General features: G+C 66.2%; 14 protein-coding genes and 1 tRNA gene. 9 read left to right on the top strand and 6 right to left on the bottom strand.

Annotation, left to right across the window (positions count from 1 at the left end; genetic code table 11):
* Positions 1-447 precede the first annotated feature (447 nt).
* Positions 448-2,070: an NAD(P)/FAD-dependent oxidoreductase gene (locus R9B84_RS10930; RefSeq protein WP_423759992.1), complete on the bottom strand. Its 1,623-nt coding sequence runs from the start codon at positions 2,068-2,070 to the stop codon at positions 448-450.
* A gap of 494 nt (positions 2,071-2,564) precedes the next feature.
* A complete protein-coding gene (locus R9B84_RS10925) occupies positions 2,565-3,368 on the bottom strand; it encodes an inositol monophosphatase family protein (protein ID WP_047898462.1) in 804 nt (267 codons plus the stop codon).
* 280 nt (positions 3,369-3,648) lie between these two features.
* Here R9B84_RS10925 and R9B84_RS10920 point away from each other — a divergent pair, with 280 nt between their 5' ends.
* A complete protein-coding gene (locus R9B84_RS10920) occupies positions 3,649-4,473 on the top strand; it encodes an RNA methyltransferase (RefSeq protein WP_423757970.1) in 825 nt (274 codons plus the stop codon).
* A gap of 295 nt (positions 4,474-4,768) precedes the next feature.
* Positions 4,769-5,542 (top strand): serine O-acetyltransferase, encoded by a 774-nt coding sequence (gene cysE, locus R9B84_RS10915; RefSeq protein ID WP_423757969.1) that lies wholly within the window; start codon positions 4,769-4,771, stop codon positions 5,540-5,542.
* A 52-nt stretch (positions 5,543-5,594) separates the two neighbouring features.
* On the opposite strand, the gene R9B84_RS10910 is transcribed toward cysE, so the two are convergent.
* The 4 genes from R9B84_RS10910 to R9B84_RS10895 all read right to left on the bottom strand — a co-directional run bounded on the left by R9B84_RS10910 (position 5,595) and on the right by R9B84_RS10895 (position 8,346).
* Complete coding sequence (locus R9B84_RS10910) at positions 5,595-6,395, bottom strand: UDP-2,3-diacylglucosamine diphosphatase (protein ID WP_047898460.1); 801 nt, start codon at positions 6,393-6,395, stop codon at positions 5,595-5,597.
* A 27-nt stretch (positions 6,396-6,422) separates the two neighbouring features.
* Positions 6,423-6,914, bottom strand: coding sequence for a peptidylprolyl isomerase (locus tag R9B84_RS10905; protein ID WP_011352518.1), 492 nt, complete (start codon positions 6,912-6,914; stop codon positions 6,423-6,425).
* Between the two features lie 88 nt (positions 6,915-7,002).
* Positions 7,003-7,578 carry a peptidylprolyl isomerase gene (locus tag R9B84_RS10900; RefSeq protein ID WP_321792286.1) on the bottom strand — a complete coding sequence of 192 codons (576 nt, stop codon included), beginning with the start codon at positions 7,576-7,578 and terminating at the stop codon, positions 7,003-7,005.
* Between the two features lie 39 nt (positions 7,579-7,617).
* Positions 7,618-8,346 (bottom strand): tetratricopeptide repeat protein, encoded by a 729-nt coding sequence (locus R9B84_RS10895; protein WP_423757968.1) that lies wholly within the window; start codon positions 8,344-8,346, stop codon positions 7,618-7,620.
* Positions 8,347-8,580: 234 nt separating this feature from the next.
* On the opposite strand from R9B84_RS10895, the gene cysS reads away from it, so the two are divergent.
* The 7 genes from cysS to R9B84_RS10860 all read left to right on the top strand — a co-directional run bounded on the left by cysS (position 8,581) and on the right by R9B84_RS10860 (position 16,659).
* On the top strand, positions 8,581-9,978 hold the full coding sequence (gene cysS, locus R9B84_RS10890; protein ID WP_423757967.1) for a cysteine--tRNA ligase: 1,398 nt from the start codon (positions 8,581-8,583) through the stop codon (positions 9,976-9,978).
* Positions 9,979-10,021: 43 nt separating this feature from the next.
* A complete protein-coding gene (locus R9B84_RS10885; RefSeq protein ID WP_423757966.1) occupies positions 10,022-10,849 on the top strand; it encodes a DNA-3-methyladenine glycosylase family protein in 828 nt (275 codons plus the stop codon).
* 103 nt (positions 10,850-10,952) lie between these two features.
* A complete protein-coding gene (locus tag R9B84_RS10880; RefSeq protein ID WP_006478433.1) occupies positions 10,953-11,924 on the top strand; it encodes an acetyl-CoA carboxylase carboxyltransferase subunit alpha in 972 nt (323 codons plus the stop codon).
* 46 nt (positions 11,925-11,970) lie between these two features.
* The gene (gene tilS, locus R9B84_RS10875) at positions 11,971-13,392 is read left to right on the top strand and encodes a tRNA lysidine(34) synthetase TilS (RefSeq protein ID WP_423757965.1); all 1,422 of its coding nucleotides are present in this window, start codon (positions 11,971-11,973) and stop codon (positions 13,390-13,392) included.
* A 344-nt stretch (positions 13,393-13,736) separates the two neighbouring features.
* A complete protein-coding gene (locus R9B84_RS10870) occupies positions 13,737-14,987 on the top strand; it encodes an aspartate kinase (protein WP_048248705.1) in 1,251 nt (416 codons plus the stop codon).
* 113 nt (positions 14,988-15,100) lie between these two features.
* Positions 15,101-15,194, top strand: a tRNA-Ser gene (locus R9B84_RS10865).
* A gap of 280 nt (positions 15,195-15,474) precedes the next feature.
* The gene (locus R9B84_RS10860; RefSeq protein ID WP_423757964.1) at positions 15,475-16,659 is read left to right on the top strand and encodes an STY4528 family pathogenicity island replication protein; all 1,185 of its coding nucleotides are present in this window, start codon (positions 15,475-15,477) and stop codon (positions 16,657-16,659) included.
* Positions 16,660-16,740 lie beyond the last annotated feature (81 nt).

Genomic DNA, 16,740 nt, shown 5'->3' with positions numbered 1-16,740 from the left:
GACGATTGCTGCGTCGGCGTGCGCAATGCGGGCTCGTGGGGCGCAGCGACTGCGACGCGAAAATAGTGCGAATGCGGCAGATGCCGCACGGCGATCGATCAGACCGGAGGTCTTTCGTCGGTGATGCGGCGTAGCTTCCGCGTAGGTTGTCTTCCGATGCCTTATGCCGCCGCCCGCAGGCGCTGCTGCATCATTGGAGCGTGGCCTGAAAGGGCCTCGGGCGACGGCGTGGCCGTGGATCGGGCATGAAGTTGTTGCTTTGATCGCCCGAGGTTTTTACCAGCGCCCCCGACGTGCAAGCTCGAAGGTCGCCGTTCGGCCAGTCACCGGAGATCACGACCGGCGGCTGTCGACCCTGTACGGTTATCCGACCTTGCTCTCAGGCGGGCATTCGACAGTCGGCTTCACTCGGCTCATCGAGCTTCGCGCGCCGATCCTGTCCGCACCTCAGGACGCCTGTGCCGACGTCATGCTGAGTGCCACCGCTTGCGCAACTTCGATGCCGTCGATGGCCGCCGAATAGATGCCACCTGCATACCCCGCGCCTTCGCCGGCCGGATACAGGCCTTCGACGTTCATGCTTTGATAATCGTCCTTGCGTCGAATCCGGATCGGCGACGAAGTGCGCGTCTCCACGCCGGTGAGCACCGCATCGTGCATCGCGAAGCCCGCGATCTTCTTGTCGATCTGCGGCAATGCTTCACGGATGGCTTCGATCACGTAGTCCGGCAGCGCGGTGCTGAGGTCGGTCGGATTCACGCCCGGCTTGTACGACGGCTCCACCGAGCCCAGCGACGTCGACGGCCGGCCCGCGATGAAATCGCCGACCAGCTGGCCCGGCGCACGGTAATCGCCGCCGCCGAGTTCGAATGCGCGCTCTTCCCATTTGCGCTGGAACGCGATGCCCGCCAGCGGGCCGCCGGGATAGTCTTCCGGCGTGATGCCGACGACGATGCCCGCATTCGCGTTGCGCTCTGCCCGCGAGTACTGGCTCATGCCATTGGTGACCACGCGGCCCGGCTCGGAGGTCGCCGCGACCACCGTGCCCCCGGGGCACATGCAGAAGCTGTAGACCGCCCGTCCATTGCTGCAGTGGTGGACCACCTTGTAGTCGGCCGCACCGAGTTGCTTGTGGCCTGCAAACTTGCCGAAGCGGCTGCGATCGATCAGCCCCTGCGGATGTTCGATGCGAAAACCCAGCGAAAACGGCTTGGCTTCGATATAGACACCGCGATCGTGCAACATCTGGAAGGTATCGCGCGCGCTGTGGCCCACGGCCAGCACCACGTGGTCGCACCGGAGCGTTTCCCCGTTCGAGAGCGTGAGCGAGCGCACCTTGCCCTGGTCGATTTCGATGTCGTCGACCCGGGTTTCGAAGCGCACTTCACCACCCAGTTCGTGGATGGAAGCGCGCATTTTTTCCACCATGCTGACGAGCCGGAACGTGCCGATGTGCGGCCGGCTCAGATACAGGATGTCTTCCGGCGCGCCCGCCTTGACGAATTCGTCCAGCACCTTGCGTCCATAGTGGTTGGGATCCTTGATCTGGCTATACAGCTTGCCGTCGGAGAACGTCCCGGCGCCGCCTTCGCCGAACTGCACGTTGGATTCGGGGTTGAGTACACTCTTGCGCCACAGGCCGAAGGTGTCCTTGGTGCGCTCGCGCACGGCCTTGCCGCGTTCGAGGATGATGGGGCGAAATCCCATCTGCGCGAGGATCAGTCCTGCGAACAGGCCGCATGGCCCCATGCCGATGACGACCGGGCGCAGGAAATCGGTGTGCTCCGGGGCCTTTGCGACGAAGTGGTAAGCCATGTCGGGCGTGGCGCCGCAATGCGGCTTACCGGCGAGTCGCTTCAGCACGGCCGCTTCGTCCTTGACTTCGACATCGACGATATACGTCAGCTTGATGTCGGAGCGCTTGCGTGCATCGTGCGCACGGCGGAACACGGTGTATCGGAGGAGCCCGTCTGCCGCCACGCCAAGCTCCTCGAGGCGCGCGCGAATCGCGGCTTCGAGAGCGCTTTCGGGATGGTCGAGGGGGAGTTTAACTTCGCTTAGCCGTAACATGGGTACTCGGATGCGGTTGCCACGGAGCCGAGCCGTGGCAGTGTTGAGACGGGCGGAGGCCGGCATGCGGGGGGGCGGCGTTGTTCGCTGCGCGGGTATCCCGGATGCAAACCGTTCATCGCTGGATCAAGCTGTGCAGGGGGCTGCGCACTGACCAGGCCGGACAACTCGGGCAACGCCAGGATCGGAGCGTGAAGCGACCGTTGCGAGGGGAGGATTGCCCATCCCCGAACAATTGGGCGGCGAAAGTCGCTCCATCGTGGCGGCGCCGGCGAGCGGCTGGTGCGAAAGCCGCGCCAGGCGGGCGCAAGCGTCCGTGTCGTTCATGCTGGCCAACATAGCACATCGATATCAATGCCACGCGGAAATGCGGCCGTCAGAGGAACAGTGCAGTAGCGACTTGCTGCGCAAGCAGCATGCGTTGCCGACGGCCCGTGTCGCATGAGGCGGACCCGGGCCGTCGAAGCGCGCCGCACAGGCGGGCGCGGCCGGCGTTATTCCGCCGCCGGATGCACGCGGGTGTAGCGATTCAGGATCGGGATCATCTGCGCGTAGATCTTCGGGTTCGCGGCGACGATCTCGTGGCGATGCAGGAAATCGGCGTCGCCTGTGTAGTTGCCGACGAGGCCGCCGGCCTCGGTGATCAGCAGGCTGCCCGCCGCCATGTCCCACACGTTGATGCCCTGTTCGAAGAACGCGTCGAGGCGGCCGGCCGCGACGTTCGCGAGATCGAGTGCCGCCGCGCCCGGGCGGCGCAGGCCCGTGCAGGCCTGCGTCATTTCGGTGAAGAGGCGCGCGTACGCGTCGAGGCCGTCCTTCTCGCGGAACGGGAAGCCCGTGCCGACCAGTGCGTCCGACAGGCGGTCGCGGCGGCCGACGCGGATGCGGCGATCGTTCAGGTACGCGCCGCGGCCACGCGTGGCCGTGAACAGGTCGTTCTTGTTCGGATCGTAGACGACGGCCTGCGTGACGACGCCCTTGTGCTCGAGCGCGATCGATACGCAGTAGTACGGGAAGCCGTGGATGAAGTTGGTCGTGCCGTCGAGCGGATCGATGATCCACTTGAACTCGGATTCGTTCTCCGACTCGCCCGATTCTTCCGCGAGGATCGCGTGGTCGGGGTAGGCGGTCTTCAGCGTCTCGATGATCGCCTCTTCGGCGGCCTTGTCCACTTCGGTGACGAAGTCGTTCTGCTGCTTCTTGCGGATCTCGATCAGGTCGAGATCGAGGGACGCGCGATTGATGATCTGTCCGGCGCGGCGCGCAGCCTTGACAGCAATATTGAGCATGGGATGCATGAGCCTGGATCCTGTAGCCGGCGGCACGGGCCGCCACGAAGTGGAACAACCGTCCGGAACGGCGCAAGCGTGCCGGGCGAGGTGAGACGCGAATTGACAAAGAGCGGGGTACGACCCGCGCCGCACGGAGCGCGACGCGTAAAGGCATGATTTTACCCGATTTTTGGCGGTTTCAGGCGACCGGAATGCGGGGAAACCCCCACCGTCCGTCCGGACGAGTGGGTTTGCCGGGGCGATGGCGCTACCATACGGCCATTCTGATGAACCGAGTCGCATCGTAGTGGAAACCCCGCAGAACACCGCCGCGCCGTCCGAGTCGGGCGCGGCCACGTCCCGGCCGCCCTCCGGCGGCTTTACGTCCACCCGCTTCGTGCTCGTCGAGCCGAGCCATCCCGGCAATGTCGGGGCGGCTGCCCGCGCGCTGAAGACGATGGGCTTCTCGCGTCTCGTGCTGGTCGCGCCGCGCGTGCCGCACGTGCAGAGCGACCCCGAGGCGATCGCGATGGCCAGCGGCGCGGACGACGTCCTCGCGTCCGCGCATGTCGTGCCGACGCTAGGCGACGCGCTGTCCGGCGTCCACTGGTCGATCGCGCTGACCGCGCGCACGCGCGAATACGGGCCGCCGCGCCTTGCGCCGCGCGCGGCCGCCACGCAGGCGTGCGCGCAGGTCGGCGCGGGCGACATCGCGCTCGTGTTCGGCAACGAGCGCACGGGCCTCGCGAACGAGCATGTCGAGCAGTGCAGCGCGCTTGCGCACATCCCGGCGAACCCTGCATACAGCTCGTTGAACCTCGCACAGGCCGTGCAGGTGCTCGCGTACGAGCTGCGCGTCGCGTTTCTCGAGCAGGCGAGCGAGCCTTCGCCGCAACCGTCGGCCGAGTCCGGCACGCTCGCGCAGAGCGACGAGATCGAGCGGATGTACGTGCACCTCGAGAACGCGCTCATTGCGCTCGATTTCCTCGACCCGCGCAATCCGAAGAAGCTGATGCCGCGGCTGCGGCGTCTGTTCGCGCGCACGGGCCTCGAGCGCGAGGAGGTCAATATCCTGCGCGGTGTCGCGAAGCACATCCTGCTGAAATCGGGCAAGCCCGACGGCGACGCGTAAGCGGCCGGCGCGCCGGCAACCGGGCGTTCGGGTGCCGCGTCACGGCCCGGTGGGCGCTTTGTCTGCCTTCGGAAGCGCCGGGCCTGGAGCGTTTCCGGCCGGCCGAACATTCCGCAAACACCGCGACAGCAAGCCTCCCGCCCGAATACCCGCGCCGGCGGCGGGGTGAACGCGCGGCCTCGTGCGGCCGTGTGCGACTGGCCCTACAATCGCCGGACGTCATAAGCAAATTACCCGGCGCGATAACGGCCGGTCATCGCCGGCGGTGCGCGCCGGCCTTTTCCCCGATCAGATCATGTTTACGAGACTGCGCGAAGACGTTGCAACGATTCGCGAGCGGGATCCCGCCGCTCGCAGTGCCTGGGAAGTGCTGACCTGTTATCCGGGGCTGCACGCGCTCGTGCTGCACCGTTTCGCGCATGCCTGCTGGCGCGCGAAGCGCTACTGGCTTGCACGTTTCGCGTCGCAGGCCGGGCGGTTCCTGACGGGCATCGAGATCCACCCCGGCGCGACGATCGGCCGGCGCGTGTTCATCGATCACGGAATGGGTGTCGTGATCGGCGAGACGGCGATCGTCGGCGACGACTGCACGATCTATCAGGGCGTGACACTGGGCGGCACGTCGCTCACGCGCGGCGCGAAGCGCCACCCGACGCTCGAGGCCGGCGTGATCGTCGGCGCGGGCGCGAAGGTGCTGGGCGGTTTCACGGTCGGCGCGGGCGCGAAGATCGGCTCGAACGCGGTCGTCGTGAAGCCGGTGCCGGCGGGCGGCACGGCGGTCGGCAATCCTGCACGCATCGTGATGCCGGCGCAGCCGAAGCAGCAGCCGGAACGCGCAGCGTTCTGCGCATACGGGATCACGCCGAACGCCGACGATCCGATGTCGCTCGCGATTCACGGCCTGATCGATCACGCAGCGAAGGAAAGCCGCCGTGTCGACGAGATCGTCGCGGCGCTCGAACGGCTCGGCACGCATCTGGAAACGCTGCAGGGCGCCGACGCGGCGCGCCTCGACCTGCGCCGGCTGTCGGCGGTGCTGGAAGGAAAGACGGTCGAGCGCCAGGCGTAATGCGAGGTATGCCGCCGGCTGCCGGTCGGTACGACGGCAGCGGCGGGCGGCGTCAGTCGAGCGGCATCGCGTGGATGCCTTCCGCGTCGACGCGCAGGTAGCCGCCGCGCGGCTTGCCGTGGTCGAGATCCCAGTCGGGCAGCACCCAGCGTATGCCGCCCGGTTCGGCGTGGCTCGCCGGACGGTGCGTATGGCCGTGAATGATCACGGCCGCGCGGCTCTTTCGGAACAGTGCGGCCACGCCTTCGCGCGTGACATCGTAGATCGCCGAAGCGGGGCGCATCCGGCCTGCTTCGCTGTTCGAGCGCATGCGTTGCGCGAGCGCGCGGCGCCAGCGCAACGGCCACGCGAGAAACAGCCATTGCGCAACGCGGTTGCGTGCGAAGCGGCGGAACACCTGGTAGCCGCGATCCGCCGTGCATTGCGCGTCGCCGTGCGCGAGCACGATGCGCTGGCCGAACGCCATGATCAGCGAAGGGTCGGGCAGCAGCATCGCGCCGGCAGCCTTCATGAAGCGCCTGCCGAGCAGGAAATCGCGGTTGCCGTGCATCACGTAGAGCGCGATCCCGCGTTCCGAGAACGTGTGCATCAGCGCGGCCATGCGTGCCGCGAACGGATCGTCGTCGAGGATGTCGTCGCCGATCCAGTATTCGAACAGGTCGCCGAGGATGAACACCGAGTCGGCGCTGTCGGCGGTGTATTTCACGAAATGCTCGAACGCGGCGACCGTCTTCGGAATCGCTTCGCTCAGGTGCAGATCGGAGAGAAACAGGAACGGGCGTGCGGCTTGCGCGTATTCGCGCTCGCCCGGCACGCCCGCGGAGACGCTTCGCGGCGGACTCTCCTGCAACATCGAAGTGCCTCCGTTACTTGCTGCGCGTCAGACGACGACGGCTTTCTCGATCACGACGTCGTCGGCCGGCACGTCCTGGTGGAAGCCGGCATTGCCCGTCTTGACGCCCTTGATCTTGTCGACCACGTCCTGGCCTTCGACGACCTTGCCGAATACCGCGTAGCCCCAGCCCTGCGGCGTCGGCGACGAGTGGTTCAGGAAGTCGTTGTCGTTCACGTTGATGAAGAACTGGGCGGTCGCCGAGTGCGGATCGTTCGTGCGCGCCATCGCGACCGTGTAGTTGTCGTTCTTCAGGCCGTTGTTCGCCTCGTTGTCGATCGGCGCGTCGGTCGGCTTTTGCTTCAGGCCCGGCTCGAAGCCGCCGCCCTGGATCATGAAGCCGTTGATCACGCGATGGAACACGGTGCCGTCGTAGTGGCCCTTCTTCACGTAGTTCAGGAAGTTTTCGACCGTCTTCGGTGCCTTCGCGGCGTCGAGCTCGAGCTTGATCACGCCGTGGTTCGTATGCAGTTCAACCATGATGAATTCCTTCGGTGAGGCGGTTTAAATGGCACGCGGCCGGTCGTGCGACGCGGCCGCGTGAGTCGCCGGACGTGCCGGCAGGTTCTTACTTCGAGACGATGCTGGCCGATTCGATCAGGATCGGTTGCGCGGGCACGTCCTGCATCGGGCCGCGCGAGGTCGTCGCCACGCCTTCGATCTTCTTCACGACGTCGAGACCCGACACGACCTTGCCGAACACCGCATAGCCGTTGCCGTCCGGGTTCGGGTAGTCGAGGCCGCCATTGTCGACCGTGTTGATGAAGAACTGCGCGGTGGCCGAGTTCGGATCGCTCGTGCGCGCCATCGCGATCGTGCCCGTCAGGTTCTTCAGACCATTGCGGCTCTCCAGCGGGATCGGCGCGCGGGTCGGCTTCTCCTCGAAGTTGGTCTTGTAGCCGCCGCCCTGGATCATGAAGCCCTTGATCACGCGATGGAAGATCGTGCCGTTGTACTGGCCGGCCTTCACGTAATCGAGGAAGTTGGCGACCGACTTCGGCGCCTTCTCCGGGTAGAGCTCGACGCGGATGTCGCCCTGCGAGGTCTTCAGCTGCACGACGGGGTGCGCGGTGGCCGTTTGCGCGAACGCGGGCGCAGTCGCGAGTAGGGCGGCGCCGCCAAGCGCCAGCAACAGACGTTTCATTGCGATCCTCAGGTTGGGAGGGAAAGGAGGCCGCGCCGCTTATTGCGACGGCGGCGCGACGTACGGCGCCGCCAGTGCGCCCGACGGACCGCTGAACTGGAACGTCGGCGACATCGGCAGCGTGGTGGTGCTCACGTTCGCGGCTGCGCGGTTGGTGTAGTCGCGCGTGGCCGGCGTCGTGACCGCGCGGGCATTCGGCGCGGCCTTCGGCGGCGACACGATCTTCTGCAGGTCGGCGAGGCGCTGCGCGGTCGCGCCGCTCGTGCGGCCGAGCGATTGCGCACGCTTGTACGATTCGGCCGCGAGGCGCAGGTACAGGTCGCCGAGGTTCTCGTACGCGAGCGAGTAGCCCGGGTTCGATTGCGTCGCCGTGACGAGTGCGGTGCGCGCTTCGTCGTAGCGGCCGTGCTTCGCGTAGAGCGCCGCGAGGTTGTTGTACGGCTCGGGCAGTTCGGGATACGCCTGCGTGATCGCGACGAACTGCTGGATCGCGTCGTCGTCGCGGTTCAGGCGGGCCAGCACGGTGCCGCGCTTGAACTGCGCCTGCACGTCGTGCGGGTTCGACGCGATGCGTGCGTCGAGCTGCGCGAGCGCCTGCTTCCACTGCTTGCCGGCGATCGACGCGTCGATTTCGGGGGTGCCGTCGGCGGTGGCCGGGGCCTTCTGCGCATGCGCTGCGGGGGCCGCGAACAGCGTCAGCGCGACGCCCATGACGGTGGTCGCTACGAGGGTCGCAGCGCTCGGCGCGCGGCCGCGATGAGGTTTCATAGGCGTAAATCGGAATGTTATACTCCGAGCCATTCTAACAAAACGTCTGCGCGTTCCGGCGAGCCGCAGGCAGTCTTTCTTAGCCTCTCGTGGCCGTCACCGCTGTGCTTGCAGCCTGACCGCCCCATGTGATAGCGAGGACGCTCGGCCTGGTGCCGCAGCAGATGGTCCGTCAGCTTCGCATGCTGGGCGAGCCTCGCCAGGGCGGTTTCCTTCGGCTCACGGTTCATCTCTATGGAATCACTGCGCATCTACAACACGCTCGCGCGTGACAAGCAAGTTTTCGTGCCGCGCCAGTCCGGCGAAGTGCGGATGTACGTATGCGGGATCACCGTCTACGACTATTGTCACGTGGGCCACGCGCGCATGCTGGTCGTGTTCGACCTCGTCCAGCGCTGGCTGCGTGCGATCGGCTATCGGGTCACGTACGTGCGCAACATCACCGACATCGAGGACAAGATCATCCGCCGCGCGGTCGAGAACGGCGAGACGATCAAGTCGCTGACCGACCGGTTCATCGGCGCGATGCACGCGGATGAAGACGCGCTCGGCATCCAGCGGCCCGACATCGAGCCGCGCGCGACGCAATTCATTCCGCAGATGCTCGGCATGATCGAGACGCTCGAGACGAACGGCTACGCATATCAGGCGACCGACGGCGACGTCAATTACTCGGTGCGCAAGTTCGCGAACTACGGGAAGCTGTCGGGCAAGTCGATCGACGATCTCCGTGCGGGCGAGCGCGTCGCCGCGAACGACGCGAAGGAAGATCCGCTCGATTTCGTGCTGTGGAAACGCGCGAAGCCGGAAGATCCGGAAGGCGCGTCGTGGGCGTCGAAGTACGGGATGGGCCGCCCGGGCTGGCACATCGAGTGCTCGGCGATGGGCTGCACGCTGCTCGGCGATCATTTCGACATCCACGGTGGCGGGCAGGATCTGCAATTCCCGCACCACGAGAACGAGATCGCACAGAGCGAAGGCGCGACCGGCCAGACATTCGTCAATTACTGGATGCACAACGGCTTCGTGCAGGTCGACAACGAGAAGATGTCGAAATCGCTCGGCAACTTCTTCACGATCCGCGAAGTGCTCGAGCAGTATGACGCCGAAGTCATGCGCTTTTTCATCGTGCGCACGCACTACCGGTCGCCGCTCAATTACAGCGACGTGCATCTCGACGATGCGCGTGCGTCGCTCACGCGTCTCTATACCGCGCTGAAGGATGTCGAAGCCGACACGCTCGCGCTCGACTGGAACGAGCCGCACGCGCAGCGTTTCGCGGCCGCGATGAACGACGACTTCAACACGCCTGTCGCGGTGGCAACGCTGTTCGAGCTGGCGGGCGAGGTGAATCGCACGCGCGACGCATCGCTCGCGCGGCAACTGAAACAGCTGGCGGGCCTGCTCGGCCTGCTGGGCCGCGAACCGCGCGCGTTCCTGCAGCAGGCGTCCGGCGCCGCGCAGGCGGGCGGGGTCGCTGCCGACGAGATCGAAGCGAAGATCGCCGCGCGCGTCGCGGCGAAGCAAGCGAAGGACTATGCCGAAGCGGACCGGATCCGGGCGGAACTGCTCGAGGCCGGTATCGCACTTGAAGACAAACCGGGCGGATCGACCGAATGGCGTCGCGTATGAGCGCGGTGCGTTCCACTGACCGATCCGTCAGGTAGGAGGCAGGATGGCAACGGCCAGAAAAGCGCCGGTCAGGCGCGCGACCCCGGTCGCCGCGCGTCCGGCAGCCAAGCGCGTGCCGGCGGCGAAGGCGGACGCGTCGCGCGCCGCGCCGAACGGCGCGCTCAACGGTCATGCGCAGCCGGCGGCCGCGCTGCCGGCCGCCGACGCGGCCCGCAAGACGCGTGTGTCCGAAGCGGACGGCGTGGAGGTCGTCGTGCGTCCTGCGTACTGGGACAAGGCGTGCGCCGACCTCGTCAAGCGCGACCGGATCCTGAAGAAACTGATTCCGAAGTTCGGTCCCGCGCATCTCGTGAAGCGCGGCGACCCGTTCGTCACGCTCGCGCGCTCGGTCGTCGGCCAGCAGATTTCGGTGCCGTCCGCGCAGTCGCTGTGGGCGCGCATCGAGGATGCCTGTCCGAAACTCGCACCGCAGCCGGTGATCCGGCTCGGCGCGGACAAGCTGATCGCGTGCGGGCTGTCGAAGCGCAAGACCGAATACATCCTCGATCTCGCGCAGCATTTCGTGTCGGGCGCGCTGCACGTCGACAAATGGACGTCGATGGACGACGAGGACGTGATCGCGGAACTCACGCAGATCCGCGGCATCAGCCGCTGGACGGCCGAGATGTTCCTGATCTTCAACCTGTCGCGGCCGGATGTGCTGCCGCTCGACGACCCGGGCCTGATCCGCGCGATCAGCGTCAATTACTTCAGCGGGGAACCCGTCACGCGCAGCGAGGCGCGCGAAGTCGCGGCCAACTGGGAACCGTGGCGCACCGTCGCGACCTGGTACATGTGGCGCAGCCTCGATGCGCCCGACACCGATGCCTGAACATCGGCTATCGGGTTTTAAACATCAATAGATGAGAGCCGGTTTTGAGCGTCGCCCGCGCGGGTAGAATACGCGCTGCCGCAAGACCCAAGGATTCGAACACATGAAGACCACGTTTCTGGATTTCGAACAGCCGATCGCCGAACTCGAGGCCAAGATCGAAGAGCTGCGATTCGTGCAGGACGACTCGGCTGTCGATATTTCGGAAGAAATCGAGCGGCTGTCGAAGAAAAGCCAGCAACTGACGAAGGACCTCTACGCGAATCTGTCGCCGTGGCAGGTGTCGCAGATCGCGCGGCACCCGCAGCGTCCGTACACGCTCGATTACGTCGCGGAACTGTTTACCGATTTTCACGAGCTGCACGGCGACCGTGCATTCGCGGACGATCTGTCGATCGTCGGCGGTCTCGCGCGCTTCGGCGGCCATCCGTGCATGGTGATCGGTCACCAGAAGGGCCGCGACACGAAGGAGCGCGCCGCGCGCAACTTCGGGATGCCGCGTCCGGAAGGCTATCGCAAGGCCGAACGCCTGATGCGTCTCGCCGAGAAGTTCGGGCTGCCGATCTTCACGTTCGTCGACACGCCGGGCGCGTACCCGGGTATCGGCGCGGAAGAGCGCGGCCAGTCGGAGGCGATCGGCCGCAACCTGTACGTGATGGCCGAGCTGAAGACGCCGATCATCACGACGGTGATCGGCGAGGGCGGTTCGGGCGGCGCGCTCGCGATCGCCGTGGCCGACACCGTGATGATGCTGCAGTTCTCGACCTACTCGGTGATCTCGCCGGAAGGCTGCGCGTCGATCCTGTGGAAGAGTGCCGCGAAGGCGCCGGAAGCCGCGGAAGCGCTGGGCCTGACCGCGCACCGCCTGAAGGCGCTCGGCCTGATCGACAAGATCATCAACGAGCCGCTCGGCGGCGCGCATCGCGATCCGAAGGGCATGGCGGCGCTGCTGCGCCGGGCGCTCGCCGATTCGCTGCGCCAGTTCCAGGGCATGAGCATCGATGCGCTGCGCGAGCGCCGCTTCGAACGCTTGATGGCCTACGGCAAGTTCAAGGAAACCACGCCGGGCGCATGACCGGCCGCGTGTTCAATCCGCGCGCGGCTGCGCGCGCGTCCCTCTCGTGATCCCACCGACCGAATTCTCCGCCGACCGAGTCGTACTCGACGCGGTCGGCGTTGCGCTTTCCGGCATGCCGTCCGATGCGCGCATCGCGATCGCCTACAGCGGCGGCCTCGATTCGACGGTGCTGCTCGACGCGGCCGTGCGTGTCGCGGGCGCGTCGCGTTGCGTCGCGCTGCACGTGCATCACGGCCTGAGCGCGAACGCCGACGCATGGGTCGCGCATGCCGAAGCGGAAGCGGCGCGGCTCGGCGTCGAATTCGAATCGATGCGTGTCGACGTGCCGCGCGACAGCGGCCTCGGTATCGAGGCGACGGCCCGCGAGCGTCGTTATGCCGCGCTCGACGCGATGTGCGAGCGCCATGGCGCGGTCACGCTGTGGCTCGCGCAGCATGCGGACGACCAGGCCGAGACCGTGCTGCTGCAACTGCTGCGCGGCGCGGGGATCGCGGGGCTCGCCGCCATGGCGCCGCGCTACCGTCCCGACGGCGTGAGCGTCGAGCGCGTGCGTCCGTTGTTGCGATTGTTGCGCGCGCAACTCGAGCGCTATGCGACGCAGCACGCGCTCGGATGGATCGACGACGAATCGAACAGCGACACGCGCTACGCGCGCAATGCGCTGCGCATCGACGTGCTGCCGGCGCTGGCCGTGCATTTCCCGGGCTTTCGCGACGCGCTCGGTCGCGCGGCCCAGCATGCGGCCGCCGCGCAGCGGCTGCTCGACGATCTGGCCGAACTGGATTTCGCCGTCGCCGCACGCGATGACGGGCGTGCGCTGTCGCGCGAGTCGCTGGTCGCGTTCGACGACACGCGCGGCGCGAACCTGCTGCGCTTCTGGATGCGCCGGCTCGGTTTGCCTGGCGCGTCGGCCGCCCGGCTCGCCAACATGATGAAGCAGTTGCGCGCCGCGCACGACGCGCATGCACTGCGCGTCGATCATGCGGGGCAGTGCCTGCGGCTCTATCGCGACGTCGTCTACTGGGAGGCGGGCGACAGCGCCGAACCGGCCGACGACGGCACGGGCACGCCGCATCCGGAATCGGCGCTCGCGTGGGACGGGCAGGAAGTCTGGCCTCTGCCGGGATGGCGCGGCACGTTCGTGTTCGCGCCGGCCGAGGCGGGCAGCGCCGGCGCGGTGCCGGAGGCGCTGCTGCGCGGCGCACGGCTCGCCGCGCGCGCCCGGGCGGGCGGCGAGCGGATGCGCACCTCGCCGGGCGGCCCGGGCCGGACGCTGAAGAACCTGTTCCAGGAGCGTGGCGTGCCGGCATGGCAGCGCGACGTGCCGCTGCTGTTCGCGGGCGACCGGCTGATCTACGTGCCGCGACTGGGCGTGAACTGCGACGGCGAGTTGTTCGGCAGCGGGCCGTCCGGCGGCGGCGCGTGGCGCCGGATCGAATGGCGTCCCGACCTGCTGATCGCGTAACGGCGGACGGGCTCCAGGCGGCGCGATGGCGCGCCCATTTTCACCATTTGGTAAACAGCGCCGGAACGGCCGCGGACACGGCGGGCGGCTTGTCAAGCGGGCTTCTATCGGGTACGCTCGGTCGTTTGCTCGGCTCGATTTTTGAGCGATTTGTGCAGGTTTTCCGCGTGACGTACCCGGTTTGCGCGGCCTGATCGGCCTTCCGGGCAAAATCCGTCACGCTTGCGTGTTGCGGTCCCAGCCGTCCCCCTCGTCGTCCGTCCACAGCCACAAGCCGCGTGACCGAACGGCTACGCGGCCTGCCCAGCGCGCCCGTGCGGTTTCTCCTCCAGTTCAGAACGACAATGGCACTCATCGTACACAAATACGGCGGCACTTCGATGGGCTCGGTCGAGCGCATCAAGAACGTCGCGAAACGCGTCGCAAAATGGCATCAGGCCGGGCACCAGATGGTGGTCGTGCCTTCGGCGATGTCCGGCGAAACCAACCGTCTGCTCGGTCTTGCGAAAGAGATTTCGAGCCAGCCGAGCCCGCGTGAGCTCGACATGATCGCGTCGACCGGCGAGCAGGTCAGCGTCGGCCTGCTGTCGATCGCGCTGCAGGAAATCGGCGTCGAGGCCGTGAGCTACGCCGGCTGGCAAGTACCGATCAAGACCGACAGCGCGTTCACGAAAGCGCGCATCCACTCGATCGACGACGAGCGCGTGAAGGCCGATCTGAACGCAGGCAAGGTCGTGATCATCACGGGCTTCCAGGGCGTCGATCCGGACGGCCACATCACGACGCTGGGCCGTGGCGGCTCGGACACGTCGGCAGTGGCGGTCGCGGCTGCGCTGGGTGCCGAAGAGTGCCTGATCTACACGGACGTCGATGGCGTCTACACGACCGATCCGCGTGTCGTCGAAGAGGCGCGACGCCTCGATCGCGTGACGTTCGAGGAGATGCTGGAAATGGCCAGCCTCGGCTCGAAGGTCCTGCAGATCCGCTCGGTCGAATTCGCCGGCAAATTCCAGGTGAAGACGCGCGTGCTGTCGAGCCTGACCGATCCGCTGATTGCGCTCGACGAAGAAATGCGCTCGGGCACCCTGATTACTTTTGAAGAAGACGAGACCATGGAAAAGGCAGTCATTTCCGGCATCGCGTTCCAGCGCGACGAAGCACGCATTGCTGTGATGGGCGTGCCCGACAAGCCGGGCATCGCGTATCAGATCCTCGGCCCGGTCGCCGATGCGAACGTCGACGTCGACATGATCATCCAGAACCAGAGCGTCGAAGGCAAAACCGACTTCACGTTCACGGTCGGCCGCGGCGACTACCAGAAGGCGATGGACATCCTCACCAACCAGGTGAAGGGCCACGTGAACGCGGAGCAGGTGCAGGGCGACCCGAAGGTGTCGAAGGTGTCGGTCGTCGGCGTCGGCATGCGTTCGCACGTGGGCGTCGCGAGCAAGATGTTCCGCACGCTGTCGGAAGAGGGCATCAACATCCAGATGATCTCGACGTCCGAAATCAAGATTTCGGTGCTGATCGACGAGAAATACATGGAGCTGGCCGTCCGCGCGCTGCACAAGGCATTCGAACTCGACCAGGCATGATGAAATTTTCGTGATGCGTTGACGAAAATGCATCACGGAAATTGACGCGCGGTTCGAAACCCTATACTATCTCGTTCTCGTCGCACTGCCTCCCTGGTGCGAGCGAAAGTTTGGGAGACGTGGCCGAGAGGTCGAAGGCACTCCCCTGCTAAGGGAGCATCTGGGCCAAAACCTGGATCGAGGGTTCGAATCCCTCCGTCTCCGCCAGCTTATGGCGGTGGAACCCCGGAAGATTACGGTCTTCCGGGGTTTTGTTTTTGGTAGGCCGCTTACATAACTATCAACGCGGCTATCAAAACAGTCGGTGCCACATGGGCTTGTCGCAGGGTGTGAAATCCTGTTGTCCAGCGAGTTCCAAGGCTGAAGCATACGCCGGGTCGAACAAATCGGGGGCCGTGCGTGCCGTATTGCTTCATGACGCCGCTCCGCTAATCGGATGCCATACGAACCCATCTGGCGATGTGCCAGGGTTCTGCGGAGTTCGATCATGCCCCAGCAAGCTTCCCCAATTCACCATGCTCACCCGAGCGACGCGGCGACGCAGGATGGCGCTCGATCCGTGCCTACTGTCGGTGTGCCGCTCGCGCTGTTGCGCGACAAACGCCTGACGCCGATGGAGCGCAATCTGTACTTGGTGTTCCTGGCGGCGGCCCGGGAAGGTAGCCTGCCGCCCAATCTGGAATGGCAGCGCCGGCTGCTGGCCTGCGCCGAGACTCAATCGCTGGTGTCGCCGTCCACCGCCAAGCGCTGCGTGTTCTTGCTGCGCCTGACGCGCTGGATTCACCAGGAGCCGCTGCGGCACGATCCCATCACGGGGCAGCCGCTCCCGCCCGCTTATGTGGTTCACGACACGCCCGCGAGCTGCGCGACCGTGTGCGCAGCAGACCCCGGCTATGTCGATCTGCTGCGTGATGCGCTTTGCGATACGCACCCGGCGACGCAGGCCGTGGCCACGAGCGTGCTAGTCGAACTGGCGGCCGATCCGACGGTGCCGGCGGTCTTGCGGCCGCTCGTTGTGCAGGTGCGTCTGGCCTCGCAGGGTAGCTCTCGGGACGATGAGCGTGATCCTCCGGCGCCACCATCTTTGTCAGTGCCTACAGCATCCGACGAGACGCCACCTCGTTCGCAGGATGTGGACCCTACGTCCCCGAGTGCCTCCCTGCGCGCCGCGCCCTTACGTACGTATAAAGAAACTTCTAAAGAAGTACGTACGTACCGCGCAGGCGCGCGCGAGGGAACGGCCGATGCAGTTGCGTCAGCCTGGCCATCCTGCCTGCAACGCATCACGCAAGACCAGCATCGCGATCTGCGCCTGGCCCTGCATCGGTTGCCGGATGAGCAACGGCAGGAGGTTCTGGCAGAACTGGAAGCACGCAGTCGGCTCGGCACCGTGCGCAATGCGGTGGCTTACCTGCTTAGCTTGATTGCGCGCGCATTGAGGGGCGAGTTCCGTTTGTGGGCTGGCCGCCGGCCTGGGACGACAACACCGGTGCTGGCTCAAGCTTCGCCGGCAGCTTCCTGCGTTGCGATGCCGCCCGAGCTGTCACGGGCACACGAGCGGCGGACGACGTCTGCTGATCCCGAGTCGGTACGTGTCCATCTCGCTCGCATTCGCGACTTGTTGAACCTGCCAGCGAAGTCAGGCCATTGGTCGCACATGTCCAACAGTTAGCTGCATGTCCTATCGTCAGCTTCGTGTCGTGGTTCTGGTGGTGAGGTGGGGCCGTCAGGACCGCCTCTCGATCCTCCCATG

This window comes from Burkholderia sp. NLJ2, from assembly GCF_049487195.1.
Taxonomy (GTDB): Bacteria; Pseudomonadota; Gammaproteobacteria; order Burkholderiales; family Burkholderiaceae; genus Burkholderia; species Burkholderia pyrrocinia.
The sequence above is the reverse complement of the archived record's forward strand: the minus strand, read 5'-3'. Positions and strand labels throughout refer to the sequence as shown.

Excerpts from the sequence above, each read along its gene's own strand:
- R9B84_RS10930 (WP_423759992.1), bottom strand. The coding sequence starts at position 2,070 with ATGTTACGGCTAAGCGAAGTTAAACTCCCCCTCGACCATCCCGAAAGC.
- R9B84_RS10925 (WP_047898462.1), bottom strand. The coding sequence starts at position 3,368 with ATGCATCCCATGCTCAATATTGCTGTCAAGGCTGCGCGCCGCGCCGGA.
- cysE (WP_423757969.1), top strand. The coding sequence starts at position 4,769 with ATGTTTACGAGACTGCGCGAAGACGTTGCAACGATTCGCGAGCGGGAT.
- R9B84_RS10910 (WP_047898460.1), bottom strand. The coding sequence starts at position 6,395 with ATGTTGCAGGAGAGTCCGCCGCGAAGCGTCTCCGCGGGCGTGCCGGGC.
- R9B84_RS10905 (WP_011352518.1), bottom strand. The coding sequence starts at position 6,914 with ATGGTTGAACTGCATACGAACCACGGCGTGATCAAGCTCGAGCTCGAC.
- R9B84_RS10900 (WP_321792286.1), bottom strand. The coding sequence starts at position 7,578 with ATGAAACGTCTGTTGCTGGCGCTTGGCGGCGCCGCCCTACTCGCGACT.
- R9B84_RS10895 (WP_423757968.1), bottom strand. The coding sequence starts at position 8,346 with ATGAAACCTCATCGCGGCCGCGCGCCGAGCGCTGCGACCCTCGTAGCG.
- cysS (WP_423757967.1), top strand. The coding sequence starts at position 8,581 with ATGGAATCACTGCGCATCTACAACACGCTCGCGCGTGACAAGCAAGTT.
- R9B84_RS10885 (WP_423757966.1), top strand. The coding sequence starts at position 10,022 with ATGGCAACGGCCAGAAAAGCGCCGGTCAGGCGCGCGACCCCGGTCGCC.
- R9B84_RS10880 (WP_006478433.1), top strand. The coding sequence starts at position 10,953 with ATGAAGACCACGTTTCTGGATTTCGAACAGCCGATCGCCGAACTCGAG.
- R9B84_RS10870 (WP_048248705.1), top strand. The coding sequence starts at position 13,737 with ATGGCACTCATCGTACACAAATACGGCGGCACTTCGATGGGCTCGGTC.
- R9B84_RS10860 (WP_423757964.1), top strand. The coding sequence starts at position 15,475 with ATGCCCCAGCAAGCTTCCCCAATTCACCATGCTCACCCGAGCGACGCG.